Here is a 21,345-nt window from a genome sequence, read left to right as displayed (position 1 = left end):
ATAAACACCTAACTTAAACTCGTTTTAATTCATATTGTACACGAAAATAAAACACGTAACATAAACGTTATACACTCCTAAACTAACTTTTATAAATTTTCATGTTACAATAATAAAATAATACAATAAATAAAAGAGAGACCTTTGACACACCATGCGTTAAATTCTCTATGATAAATATTAGAGGTGAATAATTAATGTTAGATGATCAATCAATTGAACATAAACTACGTGAAATCCTTTCAGATGAAAATATTTTAATTAATGAACCGTTAAATAATCATACTTATACAAAATTAGGCGGTAAAGCTGACTTTTTCGTAACACCTACTTCTTATAAAGCAGTCCAAGACGTTGTAAAGCTTGCTAATCAAGAACAGCTACCTTTCACACTACTTGGAAACGGCTCTAACTTAATCGTAAAAGATGGCGGTGTTCGCGGCGTTGTTTTAAGTCTTAAAAAGTTAGATGATATAACTGTAGATGGCTATGAGATGATTGCCCAAAGCGGTGCTCGAATCATTGATGCTTCACGCGAAGCTTTAGCAGAACATTTAACAGGGTTAGAGTTCGCTTGCGGTATTCCAGGAACAGTCGGTGGTGCTTTGTTTATGAATGCAGGTGCCTATGGCGGTGAAATTAAAGATGTATTAAAAGAAGCCGTCGTCGTTGACCGGGAAGGCAACCTTCTAACACTACCAGCAGACGCTTTTGACTTACAATACCGTCATAGTAATATACCAGAAAAAGGTTATATCGTTTTAGAAGCATTGTTCGAATTAAAACCTGGTAAATATGATGAGATTAAAGCTGTCATGGATGACCTTACGTACAAACGTGAGTCAAAACAACCGTTAGAGTACCCATCTTGTGGCAGTGTGTTTAAACGTCCTCCAGGTTACTTCGCAGGAAAACTAATTCAAGATAGTGGTCTGCAAGGTAAAGGTGTCGGTGGAGCTGAAGTATCTAAAAAACATGCCGGGTTTATCATTAATAAAAACAACGCGACCGCAACCGAATACATTCAATCGATCGAAATGGTCCAAAAAACCGTTAGTGAAAAATTCGGAGTAAATTTAGAACGTGAGGTTCGTATAATCGGCGAAGACCTTGAGTAAATGCAAAGAAGCGGCTAATCATTAGCCGCTTCTTTTTTATATAAAATTAGGGGAGATATCTATTAAGTTATGATGTTGTTTGATTTAGTAAACGGCGGAATTTCATTCGATCAACAAAATATTGATAGCGCTCATCATCAGGGTTAGTATTAACAATCTCTCTTTCACAACCTTTACAAATAAAAGAAGATAATACATGAATCCCCTCTTGCTTCCATTCTCCACAAATTTGACAACAATTAATTGATTGACCTTTCATCGTCTCCCACCTCCATTAACTAGAGTGGACAACTTACTAGATTTTTATACGTATCTATTAAACTTTTTTTATAAAAATAACCGTAAAAAAGAGAGGCGCATTTGCACCCCTCCTTAAATGACCGTTATAAAATAAATACATGGATCGCAACTAATGCACCAACACCAAATATTCCTAAAAAACCTGCTATCGCTGATGTAAACAAATTGATCGGTATATGCAGACCGAACATTGAGCCAAATACATTAGCGAAAAATATAAACAGTGCACCAACTATGACCTTCAAGACCCCTTTTGAAGCCCATTGCATAAACTTCAGTGGTGGTCCAAAAAACAACAATAAAATAACAACCGCCAAAAATGCTAATGTCACAACTATTGGATCCATATTTGATCTCCTTTCGCTTGTCCTACTAATACGCTATGTCGCTTAGCCTATTAATAGAACTAAAAAAGGAAAATCTTTATTATAGGTCTCTTCTTCCTTCTAACGCTTTGGATAACGTCACTTCATCGGCATATTCTAAGTCGCCTCCGACCGGTAGTCCGTGAGCGATTCTAGTTAATCGTAAACCTGAAGGCTTCACTAACCTTGAAATATACATGGCCGTAGCTTCACCTTCAACATTCGGATTAGTCGCTAGAATAAGTTCCTCGACTTTTTCATCTTTTAATCGTTCAATTAAAGTTGAAACGTTTATATCCTCAGGGCCAATACCTTCCATAGGAGATATTGTGCCATGTAGCACATGATACTTCCCTTGAAAGTCTTTCATTTTCTCCATCGCGATCACATCTTTCGGGTCTTGAACGACACAAATGACAGAGTTATCACGACTTTGATCACTACAAATACTACATGGGTCTTGGTCTGTAATATGACCACAAACTGTGCAATGCGTTAATTCACGCTTAGCATTAACTAACGACTTCGCAAAGTCTAACACGTCATCTTCTTTCATTTCTAACACAAAAAATGCCAGGCGAGCGGCAGTTTTTGGACCTATACCTGGCAATTTTGTAAAGCTGTCAATTAACTTTGTAATTGGTTCTGGATAATACATGGTGGCATGCCTCCTAGAACATTCCTGGCATATTCATACCTTTCGTGAATTGTCCCATTTTTTCATTCGTTGTATCATCAACTTGCTTTAGCACATCGTTTGTCGCAGCAATGATTAAGTCTTGTAACATATCTACATCATCTGGGTCGACGACTTCTTCGTTAATTTCAACGTCTGTAATTTCTTTCTTACCATTAGCGGCGACTTTAACCATACCACCGCCAGCAGTTGCTTCAAACGTCATTTCATGAAGCTCCTCTTGCGCTTTCATCATTTTCTTTTGCATTTTTTGCATTTGTTTCATCATGTTATTCATATTTCCCATTCCTTTCATATTTGTAATTTTTCATTAAGAATCCTTAATCTCTATTAAATCATCGCCAACTAATTTTTGTGCTTCAGAAATTAATTGATCTCCATCGGTGCTAGTATTTTGGTGACTTTCTCCATCTTCATCACTTTCACCTAGCTCAGATTGTTGGCTTAAGAAGTCTTCTCTTATTGGTTTCCATTCTTCCTCTGGAATTGGAATAATCGTTATTCTTTTTCCAATATAATCACTTAGTACAGTTTCCACCATTTCCTGGTTTTCTTGAATAAGTGAACAATGAATCTCGAACTTAAAAGCTAATATTAAGTTTTGAGAAGAGGCTGCTTTCGGTTGACTATTAACTAGTTTAGCATGTGCTGGTGGACTTGTCTTTTTCAATCCGTCCATAAAGCTAGCCCAGTTAGTTTTAATCGCGTTAATATCCTCTTTCGTTGCTTCTGCTAAAGTTTGACGTACTTTTTCATAAGGTACTTTATATTTATTTTGGCGACTAGGTGCTGGTCGTTTATTCGTTTCACTTCTCGGTTGTTCTGTATTATTCACCGTGACACCTTGTTCTTTTAAAGCCTTTAATTCTTTTTCTAAAGTTGCTATTTGTTGTAACAACTCTGGTGATGTCGTTTGTACTTGCTCGCTAGTTGATTGATGACTGATTTCTTGAATATTTAACAAAGCAACTTCTACTAAAATTTTAGGGCTACTTGTCCATTTCATGTCTTGTTGTGTTTGGTTTAGAATTGAAATCGCTTCTTCTAACCAGTCTGATGTTAAAAGTTCTCTTACTTGATGAAACTGTTCGTTCGGAATAGCTCGGACTAACGCTTCTTCAACACCTTCTGCACTGTTGTACATGTACAGATCCCTTAGAAAGTGGATAAAATCAAAGACAAAGCGACTTGGGTCTTTACCTTCTTGCATCATTTGATCAAGCAAGCTTAACGCTTCTTTTCCATCTTGGTTAACAAGGGCATCAATCATGGATAACAGCTGCTCTTGAGCAATTGATCCTGTAACAGCTAACACATCTTCCATATGAATATGACCATCTTCACTATATGCAATGGCTTGGTCTAATATACTAAGTGCATCACGCATTCCGCCTTCAGCTGTTAAACCAACATGTACGACAGCGTGATCATCATATTGAATTCCACCATCATCTAAGATCAATTTCAGTCGATCGACAATAGCTTGTTGCGAAATTCGTTTAAAATCAAACCGTTGACACCTTGAAATGATCGTTAATGGAATTTTGTGTGGTTCTGTCGTTGCTAATATGAAAATGACGTGAGCTGGAGGTTCTTCTAATGTTTTTAACAGTGCGTTAAAAGCTCCAGTTGATAACATGTGCACTTCATCAATGATGTAAACTTTAAACGGAACAGAGCTTGGTGCATACTTCACTTTATCTCTAATTTCGCGAATGTCATCTACACCGTTGTTAGAAGCTGCGTCAATTTCAATTATGTCTGAGATCGAACCGTCTTGAATTCCTCGACAAGCATCACATTCTCCACAAGGCTCTTTAACAGGGGAATGTTTACAATTGATAGCTTTTGCGAAAATTTTCGCAGCACTTGTCTTACCTGTACCACGTGGACCAGTAAAAAGGTAAGCATGTGCTACTTTTGATTGTTCAATCGCATTTTGTAGCGTTCTTGTAATATGTACTTGACCAACAACATCTTGAAACTGTTGTGGGCGCCAAACTCGGTACAATGCTTGATATGCCATGGACATAATCTCCTTTAAGTTCTCTCTTCATTATAACTGATTCGAATCAGACATTTCAAAATGTATCGTACGTTTTTACGAAATATATGAAAAAACTCACCTGATTAACCAGGTGAGTTTCATCGTTTATGTACGCCGTGCACCCATCTTCGATAAAGTAACCCATAAGCGTTACGCAAGATCCTAGCTCGGTTCAGGTAACCCTGCGACACACGAGAGAGACCGCTTACTGCTGCTTCCTTCCGGACCTGACAGGGTTCACGGGTTCTCGTTGCACAGGACCCAAACGTCAACACTATTCACTTACGTCAGACCTTAAGATTACTTTACCTCAGACGGGAATTCAGCCCCACTATAGCGGATTGTGGGTAACAGGGCACCGCTACCTCCCCACCTAGCACGGCAAGTGTTATAAGGTTTGCGCTTTGTTTAGCGCATATACAAGTATATTATCTTTTAAGTGAAAATGCAATAATAATAACGAACCAATATTTTCTCCTATTTTTGCTTTCTTTTTTGTCTTAATTGACGAAAGAAGTTCGTTAAAAGTTGCGCACATTCTGCCTCAAGTACACCATGTTCCACTTTAGCACGGTGGTTAAAACGTGGTTCTTCTAACAAGTTAGTAATAGACCCAGCACAACCTGCTTTCGGATCTTTTGCTCCATATATAACGTGAGGAATTCTTGATTGAACAATAGCTCCTGCACACATAGGGCATGGTTCTAACGTGACATACAACTGACAATCTTCCAAACGCCAGCTCCCAATGACTTCATTTGCCTTTTCAATTGCAATTAGTTCAGCATGAGAAGTGCTTTTTTGACTCGATTCTCGCTTATTATACCCTGTTGCAATGACATTTCCATCAAATACAATAACTGCACCAATCGGTACTTCACCAATAACTTCTGCTTTTTTCGCTTCTTCAATGGCTAACTGCATATATTGCTCATGCATGATAATTTCACCTCTAGGCTTATGAACATCTATTTCATTTATGCATATCTATAGAAACTGACACATACATTCAAAAAGAATAAATTGGAAAGGAGTGTGCTCATTGCTCATCCACGTCGTACAACAAGGTGATTCTGTATACTCTGTTGCTAACCGGTATCAAACGCCTATTGAGGATATCGTTGAAGTAAACCAATTAGATCAACCAGACGACCTTGTCATTGGGCAAGCATTAGTAGTTCCTGTATCTCAGTATACTGTTCAAGAAGGTGACAGTTATTATTCAATCGGTCAAAGGTTGAATATTCCGTATGAATTACTAGCCTCTTACAATGAATTAGATTTAAATGAGCCATTAATGATTGGTCAGGAGTTAATATTACCTGAGCCTGACCGTCGCACGATTACCACTAACGCCTATATTGAACCATTTGGTGAATCAGTAAGTGAAGAGTTATTACAGTCAGCTTGGGCTCGCACACCTTTATTAACATACTTAGGTATGTTTAGTTATGAAGTGAACGAAGATGGAACACTTTCTCCACCGCCATTAGATGACATTCCTATGATTGCACAAGCTAATAATACAGCATTAATGATGGTGATTACAAATTTACGTGACGGTGCTTTTGATCAAGAGTTAGGAAGAATTATTTTAACTGATGAACAAGTTCAAGACCAACTGCTAGATGAAATTATTCGTGTAGCAAATGAAATCGGCTATCGTGATATTCACTTTGACTTTGAATTTTTACCACCAGAAACACGTGAAGATTATAACAACTTCTTAAGAAAGGCAAGAGAAAGACTAAGCCCACAAGGTTTACTCATCTCAACAGCATTAGCACCAAAGACAAGTGACGAACAAACAGGGCCATGGTATGAAGCCCATGACTATCAAGCCCACGGTGAAATTGTTGATTTTGTTATTTTAATGACTTATGAATGGGGTTATGGTGGCGGTCCAGCAATGGCTGTCTCGCCGATTGGGCCAGTTCGTGAAGTTGTAGAATATGCCTTATCAGAAATGCCAGCTGAAAAAATTATGCTTGGTCAAAACACTTATGGATATGATTGGACTTTACCGTTTGAAGAAGGCGTTACAGCACCTGCTATTAGTCCTAACGAAGCAATTCAAATCGCAAGGGAGAATAATCAAGCAATTGAATATGATGAAGAAGCACAAGCACCATACTTCTATTATTGGGATGAAGAAGGGAACCAGCATGAAGTATGGTTTGAAGATGCTCGTTCAATCCAAGCTAAATTTGACTTAATTGATGAACTAGGATTAAAAGGAATCAGTTATTGGAAGTTAGGCTTGGCCTTCCCACAAAACTGGGCACTTTTGAATTATAACTTTGATATCGATAAAATAGTTTAACGAATATAAACTTCTCTAAGTTCGTTTGGTGTTAAGTCATAGGCTTGCTGTAGTCCTCTCGTTTCACAGTCTTCTTTTGATACAGCTTTGTATGGGATTTCAACTTTAAATGGATTTTTAAAAGGGTTAGGCGAAACGGAAACAGCCTGTTCGTCTAACCATTTTGCTTTGATTTTACCTTTAATGCCTGAAAATTGTTGCCTAAAACCATCTTTAAACATCGGGTTTTCATCTTCTTTTGCAGTACCCGGTTCATTCAAGCATAGGTATAAAGATAAGTCATCACAAAACTGAAGTAAACGAAAGTGAAAGTCGATATATTCTTCTGGCACTTGAATGTTTAAGATTCTTTTTATCTTATCTTGTCGAATCATTTCCTGGGAAATGAAGTCGGTAATAGTCGAATTTGTACTATTTTGATCGAAGAATGATAAATAGTGTTGGCTACATAATAAAGCTGCATATTCAGACTGATCTTCTACTAAATCAATTCCTTTTCGATAATGCTCAACCTTTGGCTTCAACGGGTAATCCATAAAGGAATGCGGTTGGTCTTTTTCTTCGTTCCAAGTGGGGTGTTTGTCTAATGGGATCCAAGCACAATCATGTTGGCTTACTGCATACTCAACTTCCTTACGGTAAAGCCCGCCTTCAAATATTGAATCTGACCAGTTTTTCGCTAATTCCCCACTCACTAAAGCATGATCATGTTGTGTAATCATTTTAAAATGAGTGTTAGAAGATGTCACAATCATGCGCACTCTCTCCTTTTGTATGTATAGTATGAAAGCCAGCTACATGTAGCTGGCTTTTTAATTTAATTACTTAATTGTTTTAATGACTCACGATTAAATGCTGGTAAATCATCTGGCTGTCTACTTGTCACTAAGTTATGACAAACAACTACCTCTTCGTCCTTAAAATTAACACCGGCATATTCTAAATCAACAGCTATTGATTTATACCCAGTTACCGTTCGCCCTTCTAATGCTTTTGCTGTAATAAGTAATTGAGGACCATGGCATATTGCAAAAACGGGTTTATTTTCGTCCATAAAATGTTTACTAAATTCAACGAAACGTTCATCTGCTCTTAGTATATCTGGAGAAAATCCACCAGGAATAAAGAGTGCATCGTAATCCTCTGCTTTTACTTCATCAATACCATAATCAATGGCTACTTCCGTTTCTCCTTGCTTACCAGTTACAACTACTCCGCTTTCTTTTTCAATCGTTTCAACAGCGTGTCCTGCTTCACGTAAAGCATTAGCTGGCTCAGTATATTCGCTATCTTCGAATAAGTTAGTCATGACACATGCTATTCTTTTTGCCATAATAATGCCTCCTTTAATTATTCAATGATGTTTCTATAAACAATATTCCCAATATCAATCGAATAGAAACTTAAACGCTCATACTTATTAACCTTCATGCTTAAATTGTTGAAAAATCGAATGCCCTTTTGCTTGATACACTTCTTTATCGAGCATATCATTAATAATCTCCATATTTCTTTGGATAGCCAAGCCTAAATTAGTGGCAGCTGTTCCGTGAGAATGCTCTAAATTAGTCACCATATAAAACTGGTTTTGACGTTCATCTTTAAACTTCAAGCGGTAACGACGCGAGATATCAAATAAATAATCTTCTTTTTGTTCCCATTTTATTTTATTTTCAAATCGATTCATAAACCAATCCGGAATGTTAGGTTTATAGCCTGTCGCTAGAACCACTTTTTCTGTTTCATAATTAAATGATTCCTCTTGTTGCCACTGCTCACAGTTCAGCTCATACCGTTGACCTTTTTTCTCAATGCCATTTACTTCTGTTAACGGTTGGATCGTCACTTTCGGGTCTTGTTCACCGATTGAATAGTGATACAACATATCATATATACCTTCAAGAGTTGATTCATCTACACCATTACGTAATGGATCTAACGTATCTAAAGTTTCTTGACGCTTTTTAAAATTTAATTGATGGAAGTAATCAACGTAGTTAGGTGAGAAAAACTCCTGCCCCATCTTAGCTGATTCCAGTTGAAAAATGCCTTTACTACGCGTAAACCAAGTTATATGAAACTCTTTATTTTCCCGTTCTTCTAACAAATCATAAAACACTTCCGCTGCACTCTGTCCTGATCCAACGACTGTTATGTGATTAGAGTTTAACAGTTCATCTTTATGATACAAATAACGGCTCGTATGCAGCACATCTTCTTCTGGCAATCCTTCTGTAGACTCAAGAACAAAAGGCTCAGAACCTGTTGCCATGACGACATGCTTAGCATAATAACTTGAAATCTCTTTCGTTTCTTGGTCTTCGACAACGACTTCATAATGAGGCGTTTCGGTATCTTGATGTTCGATTACATCAACGACACGGTGACCAAAATAAAGACCGCTAATTTGATCTGTTGCCCATTGTAAATAGTCATTATATTCTTGTCTTGGAATCTCTAACTTTTGAAAGAAGAAAAACTTATATAAACGGCCATGTTCATGTAAGTAATTTAAAAAAGTGTAGCGACTTTTCGGGTCTGCAAACGTAATTAAATCTGCTAAAAACGGAACTTGCAAGTCTGCTCCTTCAATTAACATACCAGGGTGCCAATCCATCTTTGGTGTTTGGTCAAAAAATACGCGGTCAACGTCGTTTAAGTCTTCTGTTAGTGCAGCTAATCCTAAGTTATAAGGTCCTATCCCAATACCGATAAATGTATATAACTTATGTTCCATTACACGATCACCCTTTTTCCATTTTTTATTAGTATGTACTTATTTAAGTTTCCTAACTATAAGTGTTCTAAACACTTTTTCGCACAAAAAAGTGAGCACCTTCTAAAGGCACTCACTTTAATAGACACTTAATTTATTCTTCTAACGTTGAAGTATCACCTTCTGGTAAGCCAAGCTCCCTAGACTTCAATAGGCGGCGCATAATCTTACCACTACGTGTTTTCGGAATAGCTTTTGCTACTTCAATTTCACGAGGAGCAGCATGGGCAGCGAACCCTGTCTTAACAAACTGTCGAATATCTTCAAGTAATTCTTCTGATTCTTCATAGCCTTCATTTAACGCAATGAAAGCTTTAATAATCTCACCACGTTCAGGGTCAGGTTTACCAATTACACCAGCTTCTGAAACCGCTTCGTGCTCGATTAATTTACTTTCCACTTCAAATGGACCAACACGTTCACCTGATGTATTAATGACATCGTCTAAACGGCCTTGGAACCAGAAATAACCGTCCTCATCACGGTAGGCACTATCACCTGATACATACCAACCATTTAAGAAATAGCTCTCATACTTTTCAGGACGTTTCCAAATGGCACGCATCATCGATGGCCATCCTTCTTTAATCGCTAAATTACCCATTTGATTCGGTGGTAGCTCCTGACCTTGGTCATCAACAATTGATGCAACAACACCTGGAATTGGTTTACCCATAGAGCCAGGACGAATATCCATTGTTGGGTAGTTACAGATCAACTGTGCACCCGTTTCAGTCATCCACCACGTATCATGAATACGTAAGTCAAAAGCTTTCATTCCCCAGTGAATAACTTCTGGGTTCAACGGTTCACCTACACTTAAAATATGGCGAACTTTAGATAAATCAAACTGCTTAACGGCATCCTCACCAGCACTCATTAATTTTCTGAATGCTGTAGGTGCTGAATACCATACTGTCACATTATAATCAGCTAAAGCTTTATACCATGCTTCTGGCGTAAAACGGCCACCAACGACCACATTTGTCACACCATTTAACCACGGGGCAAAAATACCGTAACTTGTGCCTGTTACCCAACCAGGGTCAGCAGTACACCAGTAAACGTCATCATCTTGTAAATCTAACACCCACTTACCTGTTTGGTAATGCTGAATCATCGCATTGTGTACGTGATAGACACCTTTAGGTTTACCAGTGGAACCTGACGTATAGTGAATTAACATACCATCTTCTAGATCAACCCACTCAATATCAAATTGTTCACTAGCACTGATCATTTCTTTATGATAGTCAATGTATCCATCTTGAATATCGCTTGCATCACCTACTAAAACAACCTTCTTCAAGTTTGGCAACTCATCTTCTGGAACACGTGATAATAAATCAGGTGTTGTAATAAGCATTGTCGCTTCACTATCTTCTAAACGGTCTTGAACAGCTTGCTCCATAAATGCTTCAAATAAAGGTCCAGCAATCGCACCAACCTTTAAAATGCCTAAAAAGCTTGCGTAGAACTCTGGTGATCTTGGCATGAATAAGAAAACACGGTCGCCCTTCTCAATACCTTGACCTTTTAACACATTAGCAAATTGGTTACTTTGCTTACTTAATTGTTCAAACGTTAACGATTCATTTCGATCAGGTGAAACATAATGTAATGCTACTTGATCTTTCTTATCAGGATTTTCTGCGTGACGGTCAACTGCTTCATAAGCAATGTTTACTTTCCCTGTATCGTTCCAAGAAAAAGCTTTGTTCGCTTCTTCCCAGTTGAAGTTTTGGTAAGTTTCTTCATAGTTTCCTAAATTGTGTTGATTACTTCTAGCTTTTAAAACGCTTTCACTCACAACCATCACCTCATATCTTTGTTTTAATGGAACATTATAAATATTTAAAAAATTCTAGTAATGATATTGTATAGCAAAACAACTAATTTTAAAAGTACTAAACTTCAAATATTAACCACTTTTTTGTTAATGATCTAAATTAGAGACTTTAATATAAAGGGGGAAGTGTGCAAAGATGCACTTTCGATGAAGTTGCCTGACTCAAGTGTGTCCCGGCAAAGAAGCAAGCGTAGGGAACTTGAGCAGATGTTTAACTTGTGCCCTGCGGGTGAAAGCGAAGCGTTTTGATGGAGCGATGATTAGAAAGTCAAAACCCGGACGAAGTCAAAAGTGATTTCGTCCGGGTTTTGTCTATCCCTTTGATTAGTTAATATAAATAAAAGTAAAGGAAAAATAAAATCACCATTAAGATCATCAACCCAGAAATGAGCCAAACAAGATGAACAGCTGGCTTAAATGTCTGTTCATTTATTTGTGTTCTTTTGCGTACATAATGAACCGTTGCAAAAATAATACCCACTAACCCTATTAACACGGACAAAATTCCAATCATCTCAGCTAAACGGTCTGAGTATGGAGTTAAGCTTGTATTAGTTGAGAAATGTATATTCACAATCAAAAAGCCAATTCCGATAATAGCTAAGGCTGTACGAATCCATGCTAAATACGTTCGTTCATTAGCGAGATGTTGTTGTATATAGTTCGAGTCTTTTGTTGGTTCCATTTATAACAACCCCTTAATGAAAAGCCATGCGTAACGTTATTTTACACATTGGTTAATAGAAAGATACTGGATTCGGTCTTCATATTTGTCGTACCAACCTGCTTTTTTCACTAAATCTTTAACGGGGCCTTTCATATTCGCAATATTAACCTCTACACCATAATCATCATACTCTTGGATCAGTTCATCTAATTCATCTATCGCTACAGCATCCATATCATTGACTGCTGAAAAATCTAGAATGATTCGATTTGTATCAGGTTTCTTATCTAATAGTTTTTCTAATTTATTTTCTAAGAAAGCAATATTCGCAAAATATAGTGCTTCATCAATTCTAAATATAATAGTATTAGGGAACGTTTTTGCTTCAGGGAAACGTTCAATATTACGGTATACCCCTTCTTGTTCTAGATAACCTAACTCCGCTACGTGCGGATATGCACTACGCCAAATAAATACGACTAATGAGAAGACAATACCTGTTAAAATACCAGTCTCTATACTCGTCAGCAGTGTTGCAAAAAATGTAACAGCTAAAGTCCATCCGTCAATTCGTTTCACTTTAAATAGATGAACAGCTTCTTTAACATCAATTAGTCCGTATACCGCAACGATAATAATCGCTGCTAAAGCTGCTTGCGGTAGGTAGTAAAACCATTCTGTAAAAAACAATAACGTCAAAATGATCATAACTGCAGTAATAATAGTTGCCATTCCTGTCCTGGCTCCAGACTGATAGTTAACCGCTGAACGTGAAAAACCACCTGTCACTGGAAAAGCTGAGAAAAAGGAACCGACTATATTTGCAGCACCTAAACCATTTAATTCTTGATTTGAATTTATTTTGTAACCTTCTTTAGCTGCAAGCTTTTTCGCCACAGCTACAGATTCCATAAACCCAACAAACGCGATCGTCAAAGCGATCGGAAGTAAGGCTGAAATAGAGTCCCAACTCATTGATGGTAAAGTTAAAGAAGGTAAGCCTGACGGTACATCTCCAACAATTGCAACACCTTCATTCTCAAGGTTAAACAAATATACAGCTAAACTTGTCGCCACAACCACCACTAATGGACCTGGTATTTTAGGTACATACTTTTTAAATAAAATTAAAATAATGATGCTACCAATACCTAATGCAACTGTTTGTATATGAACAGCATTTAGGTTTACAACCGCTTCAGTTAATAGCTCCAACACATTACCTTTACTCGGTAATTCAATTCCAAGTAATCCACTTAACTGCGATAATGCAATAATAATTGCAGCAGCTGATGTAAAACCACTAATAACAGCATGTGATAAAAAGTTAACTAAAAAGCCAAGTTTAAATAGACCCATGGCAAGTTGGATGACACCAACCATGAGAGCTAATAGTAAAGCATAGGAAATGAACTGATCACTTCCTGGCTCAGCTAATGTAGAAACACCGGAATAAACTAATAAAGATACCATAGCAACTGGACCAACAGCTAATTGCCTTGAAGATCCTAATAATGCATATATAATGAGTGGAATAGTTGATGCATAAAGACCCATAACAGGTGGTAAGCCAGCAAGCATCGCGTAAGCCATACCTTGAGGGATTAACATAATTGCAACGATTAGGCCGGCAATTAAGTCACCTTTAAAGTCCATTCCGTTATAGCGTTTAAGCCAGTCCACTGACGGTACGTACTTACTTAACATATTTTCACCTCTCTTACTTCTTAACTGCACCTTTGTGCAAAAATTAAGAAGGAGCCTAACCGCTCCTTCTTAATACATCTTTTATCTTACTGCACAACGGTTTGGTCCAATTTCCATCTCACGTTGTTCTTCTTCATCTGGTGTTTCTTTACCCATATTAGTGAAACGGATTTTTTCGTGTGAATTTGGTTGAGGTGGTAAGTTTTCTGTTACCATCTTACGGAATTCATTTTCGTCTTCAACTTGTAGACCATCGTTTTCATCAAACAATACCCCTAACTTCTCTTGTACAGAACCGTCGTCGTTTAATTCTTCTTTGAAAGAGAAGTGTGCAGGTAATACGATTAATTCATCTGATAGTTCTTTGTAACGTTCATATAACGTCGTACGTAGATCGCCTACCCAATCCTCTGCTTTACCTGCTAAGTCTGGACGGCCAATGGATTGAACAAATAAAATATCACCTGACATTAAATACTTCTCATCAACGATAAATGACGTTGAACCGATTGTGTGTCCTGGAGAATATAATGCTTGCACATCAATTTTAGATGATCCCACTTGAATTTCATTGCCATCTTCAATCGGCTCATAATCGAATTGAACTTCTTCAGCATCTTTAGGTGGTAAATAGTAAGTTGCACCTGTTTTCTCAGCAATTGTGCGGCCACCTGAAATATGGTCTGCGTGTAAGTGAGTATCTAATGCATACTTAATTTTTGCACCTTTTTCTTCAGCAAAATTAATAAACGTATCCGCCATACGTGTCGCATCAATAACAGCAGCTTCGCCATCTGAAATGACCATATACGATAGGCAACCTTTACCTAGGCGTACGAACTGGTATAGTTCACCGTTTCCTTCAAGGTCTCCAATTTTAACTGGCTCTAAATGTTCACTCCAAGCTTTCATTCCACCTGTTACTGAATAAATATTATCAAAGCCTGCATCAACTAATTGTTCAGCAACAAACTGTGATGAACCACCTTTTGCACAAATAACAGCAACATCTTGATCTTCAGGAATTTGATCTTGGATTGGTTCAACTCCATCCATTAAATCAAAGTAAGGTTTGTTAAGATGTTCAAAGCTGTCACTTTCTACTTTCCAATCTTCAAACGCGTCTTCATTACGTACATCTAGTAAAAACAAGTTATCTTGGTTCACTACTTTTTTTGCTAATTGGTCTACTGTTAACTCTTTAAAGCTCATAAATGATACCTCCTATAGTATTACTTAAGCTTTCTCTACGTCTCCGTCCCATTCACTCATACCTGGAACTACATTCGTTACATTTTTATAGCCTTTTTCAGAAAGTTTCTGAGCCGCTAAGTCACTTCTATTTCCTGTGCGACAAACGACAAATATTTCATCATCTTCACTTAGTTCATCAGCTCGATTGTCTAATTCACCTAAAGGAATAGATTTTGCACCTGGAATATGACCAAATGCGTACTCTGCTGATTCTCGAACATCTACAATAGTAGCATTGCCACTTGCCATTTTTTCTTTAAGTTCATCGTTATTTACGATGTGTTCAAATGATGTTTCACCTTTAGCCTCTTCATCGCTTGCTTTACGAATATAATGCTTAAGTGTGTCACCATCTTCTGTAAAGCCTAAATACTGATGACCAGTGCTCTCAGCCCAAGCCTTCATATCTGCTTTAGTACCTGGATCTGTCGCTTCAATTAACAACACTTTTCCAGAATCGATGTTTTTCATTTCTTTTTTCGTCTTTACAATTGGCATCGGACAAGCCATACCCTTTGCATCTAAACTGTGATCGGATTTAATTTCCGCCATGCGAAATCCCTCCAAATTTATTTTTCAACAGGACCTTCCCAGTCCAACATTCCACCGGCCATGTTCGTTACATCATAGCCACGTTCTTCTAAATACTGCGTTGCTTTACCACTACGACCACCCGAACGGCAAATCATAATGTAGTCTTCATTCTTCTCTAACTCATTCTCACGAAATTCGATTAAACCTAAAGGAATATGCTTTGCACCTGGAATGATACCTTGTGCGACCTCATCTGCTTCTCTTACATCAATTAAGTTAAGTTTTTCACCGTTTTCTAAACGTTCTTGTACTTCTTTAGCTGTAACTTCCTTCATGGTATACCCTCACTTTAAGTTGATTTTTATGAATCATAGGTGGCAACTTTATAAAATTGCCGCCTATCTTACTAATTTAGATAAATAAATTAATTGCTCCATCTTCACCTTCAGCTATATAAGCTGCTACACCACCATATTCAATATCATCTAACAGTTCCTCTTCTTTTAATCCTAAAAGATCCATCGTCATCGTACATGCTAGTAGTGTAATCTCTTGTTCTTGAGCCATTGAAATTAAGTCATCTAACGGCATTGCATTGTGCTTCTTCATAACATTTTTAATCATTTTAGGGCCCATACCTGCATACTGCATTTTTGATAATGGTAAGTTTTCAGCACCTTTGGGCATCATTTTGCCAAACATTTTTTCCATGAATGTTTTGCTAGGACGTAGTTTTTCGTCCTTTCTTAAGGCGTTTAGTCCCCAAAACGTGTGGAAAATGGTTACTTTATGATCATAAGCTGCCGCACCATTTGCAATAATATAAGCAGCCATCGCTCGATCATAATCTCCACTGAATAAGATAATATTTGTTTTCTTTTGTTCTGACATCTTAAATTCCTCCTCATTTTTATACCCCTTAAGGTATATAATTCATTAAAAAAACTTAGCCTTTTTCAACGTAAAACGTATATACACCGTCTTCTTCTTTCGTCTCTAATAACTTATGACCTGATGATTTCGTCCATGCTGCTAGATCACTTTTTGCTCCTGCATCTGTTGCGACAACTTCTAATACTTCACCAGAGTTTACTTCATCGATTGCTTTTTTCGTTCTTACGATTGGCATTGGGCATGCTAAGCCTTTTGCGTCTAATGTTTTTGTAATATTCATTGATATTCCTCCTTAGTTTTTCTGTTTCCGATTTATTTATGAACCAAACTTAGCCTTTTTGAACGTAAAACGTATATACGCCGTCTTCTTCTTTTGCCTCTAATAGTTCATGACCTGATGAATTCGTCCATGCTGTTAGATCACTTTTTGCTCCTGCATCTGTTGCGACAACTTCTAATACTTCACCAGGGTTTACTTCATCGATCGCTTTCTTTGTTCTTACGATTGGCATTGGGCATGCTAAGCCTTTTGCATCTAATGTTTTTGTGATATTCATTGTTATTCCTCCTAATTTTTCTTTTAACTAATACCCTACGGGGTATATTATATTATAAAATAAATTGTGTCAACCCTTTAACCTTTTAATACTTTAACGGCTTTTTACTAATAAGTTGACAGCTTCTTTAACTCGATCGTCTGTGTTTTCGCCATTCTCTTCAGCTTCTCTTACACACTCAATTAAATTTTCACTGACAATGACACCAATCGTTCTGTCAATTGCTGTACGACTAGCTGATAATTGTGTAATAACTTCTTTACAATCTTCGCCTTCTTCCATCATTCGTAGTACTCCACGTAATTGTCCTTCAAGACGTTTAATTCTATTTTTAACTTTTGCATCGTATTCCATTTTCATTACCTCCTTTATCGGTACGCCTGAAAAGTTGTTTTATTAACTTATATGGTAAGTATATACCCCTGTAGGTATTTTGTCAAACACATATATTAAAATTTTTTTGGGCCTAAGCCTTACATAATTCTTTTACCCCGTTAGGTATAGTTTCAAACAAAGAAAAAGCTGGTACCTATTTATTTTAGGTACCAGCTATTATATTTAGTGATCTTTACGCTCATCTGCAGCTGCTGTGACGTTAAAATCAGACACTGGAAGAGCTCTTACTGGTTCTAGACAAGCGATTCCAACAAAGTCACATAAATCTACTTTAATACAGATTCCTGTTCTTTGAAGGTTTCGAATTGAATTGCCAGGGAAGTAGTCACATACATTTTTTCCACCTGGTCCTGGAGTTGATCCACCTTGAGTTACTGGTAATAATAGTTCTAGGTCTGCACAACAATCCTTGTGAATTTTACTCACTCGGAAAATTGGTGATTCAAAACAACGGAATACTCTGTTTTGACCAACCGTTGCTTGTAAAACACTACTTCCAACAAACGGTTTACAAGTTCCTTTACAATATAGAATAAAAGGAATTGTGTCGTTACCAGTCGTTACTGCTGGAGAAACTAAATTTTGAATTGACTGTTTACAGCTTACATCACAATCTGGTGTGACAACTTCATCTTGTGCTGCAGCAATTTGTCTTACTGTCTTACAAACACACTTATTATCCTTACAATCGAAATCTTTGCAATCATCCCACATACTTTTTCACTCCTTTGTTGTATCGTTATTATAGATTATGTGGGGCGACAAAAAGTGTATAGGTGAGTGGTAACATTTAGAGAATATTTTTTAAAAGTACATTTATGTCCAATTATGTCTAAAAATTTGGTATGATGGAGGGCATAATGATATATGTCACGAATGGAGGAATGAATGTGAAATATGAGCATGTCCCATTCATCGCTGTAGAAGGCCCGATCGGTGTTGGTAAGACATCCTTATCTAAAAAAATTGCGACACACTTTTATTTTCATCTTTTAAAAGAAATCGTCGAGGAAAATCCGTTCTTAGGTAAGTTTTACGACAACATTGAAGAGTGGAGTTTTCAAACGGAAATGTTTTTCTTATGTAACCGTTATAAACAGTTAGAGGATATAGAGAAACATTATTTAAATAATGGGAAACCTGTTGTTTCAGACTATCATATTATGAAAAATATGATTTTTGCTAAACGAACATTACAAAGTCAACAATACGATAAATATGAGCAAATTTTTAATATTTTAACACAAGATATGCCAAAACCTAATGTGATGATTTACATCCATGCTAGTCTTGATACGTTACTTGAGCGTATTGAAAGGCGTGGCCGAGAAGTAGAACAAAATATTCAATCATCTTATTTACAACAATTATCACAGGATTATGATATCTTCATGGACCATTTTGAAGCGGAAAATCCTGATATTCCTGTCATTCGGTTAAATGGTGATCAATTAGATTTCATCGAACATCAATCTGATTTGGACTACATCTTATCAATTGTAAAACAACACATCCAAAAAGGAGAAGTATTAACATGATCCAAACGAATTCTCATGGCATTCCAAATGATGCCGTCATTACAATAGCAGGTACAGTCGGTGTCGGAAAGTCAACAATGACAAATGCACTTGCCAATGCTTTAAATTTTAGAACGTCTTTTGAAAAAGTTGAAAACAACCCTTATTTAGATAAGTTTTATTCTGACTTTGAACGTTGGAGTTTTCATTTACAAATTTACTTTTTAGCTGAACGTTTTAAAGAACAGAAAAGAATCTTCGAATACGGTGGTGGGTTTATACAAGACCGTTCGATTTATGAAGATACAGGTATATTTGCTAAGATGCATTATGATAAAGGTACAATGACTCCAACGGATTATGGTACTTATAAAAACTTATTTGATTCAATGGTAATGACTCCTTATTTTCCACACCCAGACTTACTCATATACCTAGAGGGGTCTTTTGATGATGTGTTAGATCGATTACAGAGCCGTGGTCGCCAAATGGAACAAGATACGCCGATTGAATATTGGAAAGAGATGTATGACCGTTACGAAAACTGGATTAATAACTTTAATACATGCCCTGTTATGCGTATTAATATTAACGACTATGATTTAATGAATCCAAATACATCAGTTGAACCAATCTTAGAACGTATCGGTGAACATATCCAAACGTCAAGAAAGTATATTAAAGCATAAAAAAAGACTCCCAGCTAATTTTAGCTGGGAGATTTTTATCCTTTTAAGACACTTGCTCTTCATTTTGTGAATCTTGTTTAGCTTTTTTTGATTTCTTTGAATCATCTACAATCATATTACTTCGACCTGTAAATGTTCCACCTTCATCAATTACTAATACACCCATTGTAATATCACCATTAATAACACCTGTAGCTTCAATTCTTAAAGTACCTGATGCATGGACATTACCATCAATTTGACCTGCTACCGTTAAATCTCGGCCTGTTACATCTGCTTCAACTTTCCCTTCTCCACCAATGACAACATCACCATTACAAGTGATATTCCCTTTAAATTCACCGTCAATACGAATGCTAGCTTGTGAGTTTAAATCCCCTTGAAACTTAGAAGCTGAACCTATAACTGTATCAACATTACTCACTTGTTTTTCATGTTTTGAAAACATACTAATGACCACCTTTTAATTATTTAACACACGTTGTAAAAAAGTCATATATGGATAAGGGTTTGTCGTATCCCCATTTCGAATAATTTCATAATGTAAATGGACACCAGTACTTCTACCTGTTGATCCCATTAATCCAATTAAATCACCTTGTTGAACTTCATCTCCAACTTCGACATTCAATTGACCTAAATGGGCATATCTCGTTTCATAAGAATTTGGGTGGTCAATGATTACAGATATACCGTAACCACCATCACGTCCTGCCAAAGATACAACACCGTCTGCAGTTGCATAAATCTCTGTTCCCCAGCTATCTGCTAAATCAATACCACTGTGATAAGCTGTTGAAGATGTAAATGGATCAGATCGATAACCGTATTCCGATGTCACTCTCTCAGTATCTGCAGGCCAATATATTGGCACCGTCTCTAAATCTTCTTTCACTTCATTTAATTGATCAATAGAACTTTCATATCGTTCAATCAACGTTGGAGCTGTCTCTTTAAGAGAAGTTAGTTCAATCCCTCTTTCAGATTCTTGTTCCTCATTTTGATCGCTATTATTTACGACTAGCTCTATTCCACCTTGAGGTCTTTCTTCTTCAAATGAAGGGATTTCAGTTGGTTCAAGTGTCGTAATCATATTAGATAACTGTTCTTCTAATTGTTCTAGCTCATGAAGGTGGTGCTCTATTTCAGAGCGGTCATCTTCAAATGCTATGATTTGTTGTTCTTGTTCAGCTAACGTATTCGCCACTTGGCTTACCGTCTCTTTTAAATGAGCATTTTCAGAAGATAATTGATTTAAAAGAGTTAATGAAATGATTAAGCTTAATGAAACGAAAGCTACACAAGTTAATAGGCTATACCCTATTAACTTGTTAACATTAACGTGCTTAACACTACGCCCAGCATCAGACATAATTAAAATACGCCATTTATTACGCAGTTTCATAAAAAGGTACCTACCTTTTTCAAAAGTCTATCGTGAGTTTATGTAATATTTGAATTTTCTATACAAATACATATAAAAAAAAGGCTACTTTAGTAGTAACCATTTCGAACTTTATTATTATTTAGAATAAATATGGCGGAGGAGGAGGGATTCGAACCCCCGCGGGCCGTGAAGCCCCTGGCGGTTTTCAAGACCGCTCCCTTCAGCCGAACTTGGGTACTCCTCCGTGAACTGACAAAATAAAATATAT

Annotated in this window: 26 protein-coding genes, 1 tRNA gene and 1 other RNA gene; 4 read left to right on the top strand and 24 right to left on the bottom strand. The window is 36.9% G+C overall.

Annotated elements, in window-relative coordinates; genetic code table 11:
* The first annotated feature begins 197 nt into the window (after nucleotides 1-197).
* On the top strand, nucleotides 198-1,118 hold the full coding sequence (gene murB, locus AHA02nite_RS02400) for a UDP-N-acetylmuramate dehydrogenase (RefSeq protein WP_146813989.1): 921 nt from the start codon (nucleotides 198-200) through the stop codon (nucleotides 1,116-1,118).
* 67 nt (nucleotides 1,119-1,185) lie between these two features.
* Here murB and AHA02nite_RS02395 read toward each other — a convergent pair whose 3' ends face one another.
* The 7 genes from AHA02nite_RS02395 to tadA all read right to left on the bottom strand — a co-directional run bounded on the left by AHA02nite_RS02395 (nucleotide 1,186) and on the right by tadA (nucleotide 5,466).
* A complete protein-coding gene (locus tag AHA02nite_RS02395) occupies nucleotides 1,186-1,377 on the bottom strand; it encodes a sigma factor G inhibitor Gin (RefSeq protein ID WP_146813987.1) in 192 nt (63 codons plus the stop codon).
* A gap of 124 nt (nucleotides 1,378-1,501) precedes the next feature.
* A complete protein-coding gene (locus AHA02nite_RS02390) occupies nucleotides 1,502-1,765 on the bottom strand; it encodes a pro-sigmaK processing inhibitor BofA family protein (protein ID WP_146813985.1) in 264 nt (87 codons plus the stop codon).
* Nucleotides 1,766-1,844: 79 nt separating this feature from the next.
* Nucleotides 1,845-2,441 carry a recombination mediator RecR gene (gene recR, locus AHA02nite_RS02385; RefSeq protein ID WP_146813984.1) on the bottom strand — a complete coding sequence of 199 codons (597 nt, stop codon included), beginning with the start codon at nucleotides 2,439-2,441 and terminating at the stop codon, nucleotides 1,845-1,847.
* 13 nt (nucleotides 2,442-2,454) lie between these two features.
* Nucleotides 2,455-2,775: a YbaB/EbfC family nucleoid-associated protein gene (locus tag AHA02nite_RS02380; RefSeq protein ID WP_146813982.1), complete on the bottom strand. Its 321-nt coding sequence runs from the start codon at nucleotides 2,773-2,775 to the stop codon at nucleotides 2,455-2,457.
* Between the two features lie 15 nt (nucleotides 2,776-2,790).
* Nucleotides 2,791-4,506 carry a DNA polymerase III subunit gamma/tau gene (gene dnaX / locus AHA02nite_RS02375; protein WP_146813980.1) on the bottom strand — a complete coding sequence of 572 codons (1,716 nt, stop codon included), beginning with the start codon at nucleotides 4,504-4,506 and terminating at the stop codon, nucleotides 2,791-2,793.
* Between the two features lie 135 nt (nucleotides 4,507-4,641).
* An RNA gene (ffs, locus tag AHA02nite_RS02370) (signal recognition particle sRNA large type) lies at nucleotides 4,642-4,909 on the bottom strand.
* Nucleotides 4,910-5,004: 95 nt separating this feature from the next.
* Entirely contained in the window at nucleotides 5,005-5,466 is a 462-nt protein-coding gene (gene tadA, locus AHA02nite_RS02365; protein ID WP_174758173.1) for a tRNA adenosine(34) deaminase TadA, read from the bottom strand.
* A gap of 103 nt (nucleotides 5,467-5,569) precedes the next feature.
* Between tadA and AHA02nite_RS02360 the strand changes: the two genes are divergently transcribed.
* Nucleotides 5,570-6,850 carry a glycoside hydrolase family 18 protein gene (locus tag AHA02nite_RS02360; protein WP_146813976.1) on the top strand — a complete coding sequence of 427 codons (1,281 nt, stop codon included), beginning with the start codon at nucleotides 5,570-5,572 and terminating at the stop codon, nucleotides 6,848-6,850.
* Here the strand turns inward: AHA02nite_RS02360 and AHA02nite_RS02355 are convergent.
* The 14 genes from AHA02nite_RS02355 to AHA02nite_RS02290 form a co-directional block, all read right to left on the bottom strand.
* Entirely contained in the window at nucleotides 6,847-7,605 is a 759-nt protein-coding gene (locus AHA02nite_RS02355) for a DUF3891 family protein (protein ID WP_146813974.1), read from the bottom strand. The two genes, AHA02nite_RS02360 and AHA02nite_RS02355, sit on opposite strands and share 4 nt — an antisense overlap.
* Nucleotides 7,606-7,667: 62 nt before the next feature.
* A complete protein-coding gene (locus AHA02nite_RS02350; protein ID WP_146813972.1) occupies nucleotides 7,668-8,183 on the bottom strand; it encodes a type 1 glutamine amidotransferase domain-containing protein in 516 nt (171 codons plus the stop codon).
* Nucleotides 8,184-8,270: 87 nt separating this feature from the next.
* On the bottom strand, nucleotides 8,271-9,587 hold the full coding sequence (locus AHA02nite_RS02345) for a lysine N(6)-hydroxylase/L-ornithine N(5)-oxygenase family protein (RefSeq protein ID WP_146813970.1): 1,317 nt from the start codon (nucleotides 9,585-9,587) through the stop codon (nucleotides 8,271-8,273).
* Nucleotides 9,588-9,720: 133 nt separating this feature from the next.
* Nucleotides 9,721-11,442, bottom strand: a complete 1,722-nt coding sequence (acsA, locus tag AHA02nite_RS02340) for an acetate--CoA ligase (protein WP_146813968.1) — start codon at nucleotides 11,440-11,442, stop codon at nucleotides 9,721-9,723.
* Between the two features lie 361 nt (nucleotides 11,443-11,803).
* Entirely contained in the window at nucleotides 11,804-12,160 is a 357-nt protein-coding gene (locus AHA02nite_RS02335) for a YidH family protein (RefSeq protein WP_017185086.1), read from the bottom strand.
* A 36-nt stretch (nucleotides 12,161-12,196) separates the two neighbouring features.
* Entirely contained in the window at nucleotides 12,197-13,849 is a 1,653-nt protein-coding gene (locus tag AHA02nite_RS02330; RefSeq protein WP_146813966.1) for a SulP family inorganic anion transporter, read from the bottom strand.
* A gap of 81 nt (nucleotides 13,850-13,930) precedes the next feature.
* Entirely contained in the window at nucleotides 13,931-15,061 is a 1,131-nt protein-coding gene (locus AHA02nite_RS02325; protein ID WP_146813964.1) for an MBL fold metallo-hydrolase, read from the bottom strand.
* A gap of 24 nt (nucleotides 15,062-15,085) precedes the next feature.
* The gene (locus tag AHA02nite_RS02320; RefSeq protein ID WP_146813962.1) at nucleotides 15,086-15,655 is read right to left on the bottom strand and encodes a sulfurtransferase TusA family protein; all 570 of its coding nucleotides are present in this window, start codon (nucleotides 15,653-15,655) and stop codon (nucleotides 15,086-15,088) included.
* A 17-nt stretch (nucleotides 15,656-15,672) separates the two neighbouring features.
* Nucleotides 15,673-15,972, bottom strand: a complete 300-nt coding sequence (locus tag AHA02nite_RS02315; protein ID WP_146813960.1) for a rhodanese-like domain-containing protein — start codon at nucleotides 15,970-15,972, stop codon at nucleotides 15,673-15,675.
* Between the two features lie 76 nt (nucleotides 15,973-16,048).
* A complete protein-coding gene (locus AHA02nite_RS02310) occupies nucleotides 16,049-16,528 on the bottom strand; it encodes a DsrE/DsrF/DrsH-like family protein (protein ID WP_017185091.1) in 480 nt (159 codons plus the stop codon).
* Nucleotides 16,529-16,583: 55 nt separating this feature from the next.
* Nucleotides 16,584-16,811, bottom strand: a complete 228-nt coding sequence (locus tag AHA02nite_RS02305; RefSeq protein WP_146813958.1) for a sulfurtransferase TusA family protein — start codon at nucleotides 16,809-16,811, stop codon at nucleotides 16,584-16,586.
* 49 nt (nucleotides 16,812-16,860) lie between these two features.
* Nucleotides 16,861-17,088, bottom strand: coding sequence for a sulfurtransferase TusA family protein (locus tag AHA02nite_RS02300; RefSeq protein WP_146813956.1), 228 nt, complete (start codon nucleotides 17,086-17,088; stop codon nucleotides 16,861-16,863).
* A 93-nt stretch (nucleotides 17,089-17,181) separates the two neighbouring features.
* A complete protein-coding gene (locus tag AHA02nite_RS02295; RefSeq protein WP_146813954.1) occupies nucleotides 17,182-17,442 on the bottom strand; it encodes a metal-sensitive transcriptional regulator in 261 nt (86 codons plus the stop codon).
* Between the two features lie 204 nt (nucleotides 17,443-17,646).
* Nucleotides 17,647-18,198 carry a CotY/CotZ family spore coat protein gene (locus tag AHA02nite_RS02290; protein ID WP_146813953.1) on the bottom strand — a complete coding sequence of 184 codons (552 nt, stop codon included), beginning with the start codon at nucleotides 18,196-18,198 and terminating at the stop codon, nucleotides 17,647-17,649.
* 170 nt (nucleotides 18,199-18,368) lie between these two features.
* Here AHA02nite_RS02290 and AHA02nite_RS02285 point away from each other — a divergent pair, with 170 nt between their 5' ends.
* The gene (locus AHA02nite_RS02285; RefSeq protein ID WP_146814125.1) at nucleotides 18,369-19,022 is read left to right on the top strand and encodes a deoxynucleoside kinase; all 654 of its coding nucleotides are present in this window, start codon (nucleotides 18,369-18,371) and stop codon (nucleotides 19,020-19,022) included.
* Nucleotides 19,019-19,690: a deoxynucleoside kinase gene (locus AHA02nite_RS02280; protein ID WP_146813951.1), complete on the top strand. Its 672-nt coding sequence runs from the start codon at nucleotides 19,019-19,021 to the stop codon at nucleotides 19,688-19,690. The genes AHA02nite_RS02285 and AHA02nite_RS02280 overlap by 4 nt, the downstream gene beginning before the upstream one ends.
* A gap of 43 nt (nucleotides 19,691-19,733) precedes the next feature.
* On the opposite strand, the gene AHA02nite_RS02275 is transcribed toward AHA02nite_RS02280, so the two are convergent.
* The 3 genes from AHA02nite_RS02275 to AHA02nite_RS02265 all read right to left on the bottom strand — a co-directional run bounded on the left by AHA02nite_RS02275 (nucleotide 19,734) and on the right by AHA02nite_RS02265 (nucleotide 21,321).
* Entirely contained in the window at nucleotides 19,734-20,138 is a 405-nt protein-coding gene (locus tag AHA02nite_RS02275; RefSeq protein WP_146813949.1) for a bactofilin family protein, read from the bottom strand.
* A gap of 15 nt (nucleotides 20,139-20,153) precedes the next feature.
* Nucleotides 20,154-21,095 carry a M23 family metallopeptidase gene (locus AHA02nite_RS02270; protein ID WP_146813947.1) on the bottom strand — a complete coding sequence of 314 codons (942 nt, stop codon included), beginning with the start codon at nucleotides 21,093-21,095 and terminating at the stop codon, nucleotides 20,154-20,156.
* Between the two features lie 133 nt (nucleotides 21,096-21,228).
* Nucleotides 21,229-21,321: transfer RNA gene (locus AHA02nite_RS02265), tRNA-Ser, on the bottom strand.
* Between the last annotated feature and the right edge of the window lie 24 nt (nucleotides 21,322-21,345).

Origin of the sequence: Alkalibacillus haloalkaliphilus (genome assembly GCF_007991275.1) — a bacterium.
Taxonomy (GTDB): Bacteria; Bacillota; Bacilli; order Bacillales; family Alkalibacillaceae; genus Alkalibacillus; species Alkalibacillus haloalkaliphilus.
This window is presented reverse-complemented; position numbering and strand designations above follow the sequence as displayed.

Coding starts and splice junctions, on each gene's coding strand:
- murB (WP_146813989.1), top strand. CDS start 198: ATGTTAGATGATCAATCAATTGAACATAAACTACGTGAAATCCTTTCA.
- AHA02nite_RS02395 (WP_146813987.1), bottom strand. CDS start 1,377: ATGAAAGGTCAATCAATTAATTGTTGTCAAATTTGTGGAGAATGGAAG.
- AHA02nite_RS02390 (WP_146813985.1), bottom strand. CDS start 1,765: ATGGATCCAATAGTTGTGACATTAGCATTTTTGGCGGTTGTTATTTTA.
- recR (WP_146813984.1), bottom strand. CDS start 2,441: ATGTATTATCCAGAACCAATTACAAAGTTAATTGACAGCTTTACAAAA.
- AHA02nite_RS02380 (WP_146813982.1), bottom strand. CDS start 2,775: ATGAAAGGAATGGGAAATATGAATAACATGATGAAACAAATGCAAAAA.
- dnaX (WP_146813980.1), bottom strand. CDS start 4,506: ATGGCATATCAAGCATTGTACCGAGTTTGGCGCCCACAACAGTTTCAA.
- tadA (WP_174758173.1), bottom strand. CDS start 5,466: ATGCATGAGCAATATATGCAGTTAGCCATTGAAGAAGCGAAAAAAGCA.
- AHA02nite_RS02355 (WP_146813974.1), bottom strand. CDS start 7,605: ATGATTGTGACATCTTCTAACACTCATTTTAAAATGATTACACAACAT.
- AHA02nite_RS02350 (WP_146813972.1), bottom strand. CDS start 8,183: ATGGCAAAAAGAATAGCATGTGTCATGACTAACTTATTCGAAGATAGC.
- AHA02nite_RS02345 (WP_146813970.1), bottom strand. CDS start 9,587: ATGGAACATAAGTTATATACATTTATCGGTATTGGGATAGGACCTTAT.
- acsA (WP_146813968.1), bottom strand. CDS start 11,442: ATGGTTGTGAGTGAAAGCGTTTTAAAAGCTAGAAGTAATCAACACAAT.
- AHA02nite_RS02335 (WP_017185086.1), bottom strand. CDS start 12,160: ATGGAACCAACAAAAGACTCGAACTATATACAACAACATCTCGCTAAT.
- AHA02nite_RS02330 (WP_146813966.1), bottom strand. CDS start 13,849: ATGTTAAGTAAGTACGTACCGTCAGTGGACTGGCTTAAACGCTATAAC.
- AHA02nite_RS02325 (WP_146813964.1), bottom strand. CDS start 15,061: ATGAGCTTTAAAGAGTTAACAGTAGACCAATTAGCAAAAAAAGTAGTG.
- AHA02nite_RS02320 (WP_146813962.1), bottom strand. CDS start 15,655: ATGGCGGAAATTAAATCCGATCACAGTTTAGATGCAAAGGGTATGGCT.
- AHA02nite_RS02315 (WP_146813960.1), bottom strand. CDS start 15,972: ATGAAGGAAGTTACAGCTAAAGAAGTACAAGAACGTTTAGAAAACGGT.
- AHA02nite_RS02310 (WP_017185091.1), bottom strand. CDS start 16,528: ATGTCAGAACAAAAGAAAACAAATATTATCTTATTCAGTGGAGATTAT.
- AHA02nite_RS02305 (WP_146813958.1), bottom strand. CDS start 16,811: ATGAATATTACAAAAACATTAGACGCAAAAGGCTTAGCATGCCCAATG.
- AHA02nite_RS02300 (WP_146813956.1), bottom strand. CDS start 17,088: ATGAATATCACAAAAACATTAGATGCAAAAGGCTTAGCATGCCCAATG.
- AHA02nite_RS02295 (WP_146813954.1), bottom strand. CDS start 17,442: ATGGAATACGATGCAAAAGTTAAAAATAGAATTAAACGTCTTGAAGGA.
- AHA02nite_RS02290 (WP_146813953.1), bottom strand. CDS start 18,198: ATGTGGGATGATTGCAAAGATTTCGATTGTAAGGATAATAAGTGTGTT.
- AHA02nite_RS02285 (WP_146814125.1), top strand. CDS start 18,369: ATGAATGTGAAATATGAGCATGTCCCATTCATCGCTGTAGAAGGCCCG.
- AHA02nite_RS02280 (WP_146813951.1), top strand. CDS start 19,019: ATGATCCAAACGAATTCTCATGGCATTCCAAATGATGCCGTCATTACA.
- AHA02nite_RS02275 (WP_146813949.1), bottom strand. CDS start 20,138: ATGTTTTCAAAACATGAAAAACAAGTGAGTAATGTTGATACAGTTATA.
- AHA02nite_RS02270 (WP_146813947.1), bottom strand. CDS start 21,095: ATGAAACTGCGTAATAAATGGCGTATTTTAATTATGTCTGATGCTGGG.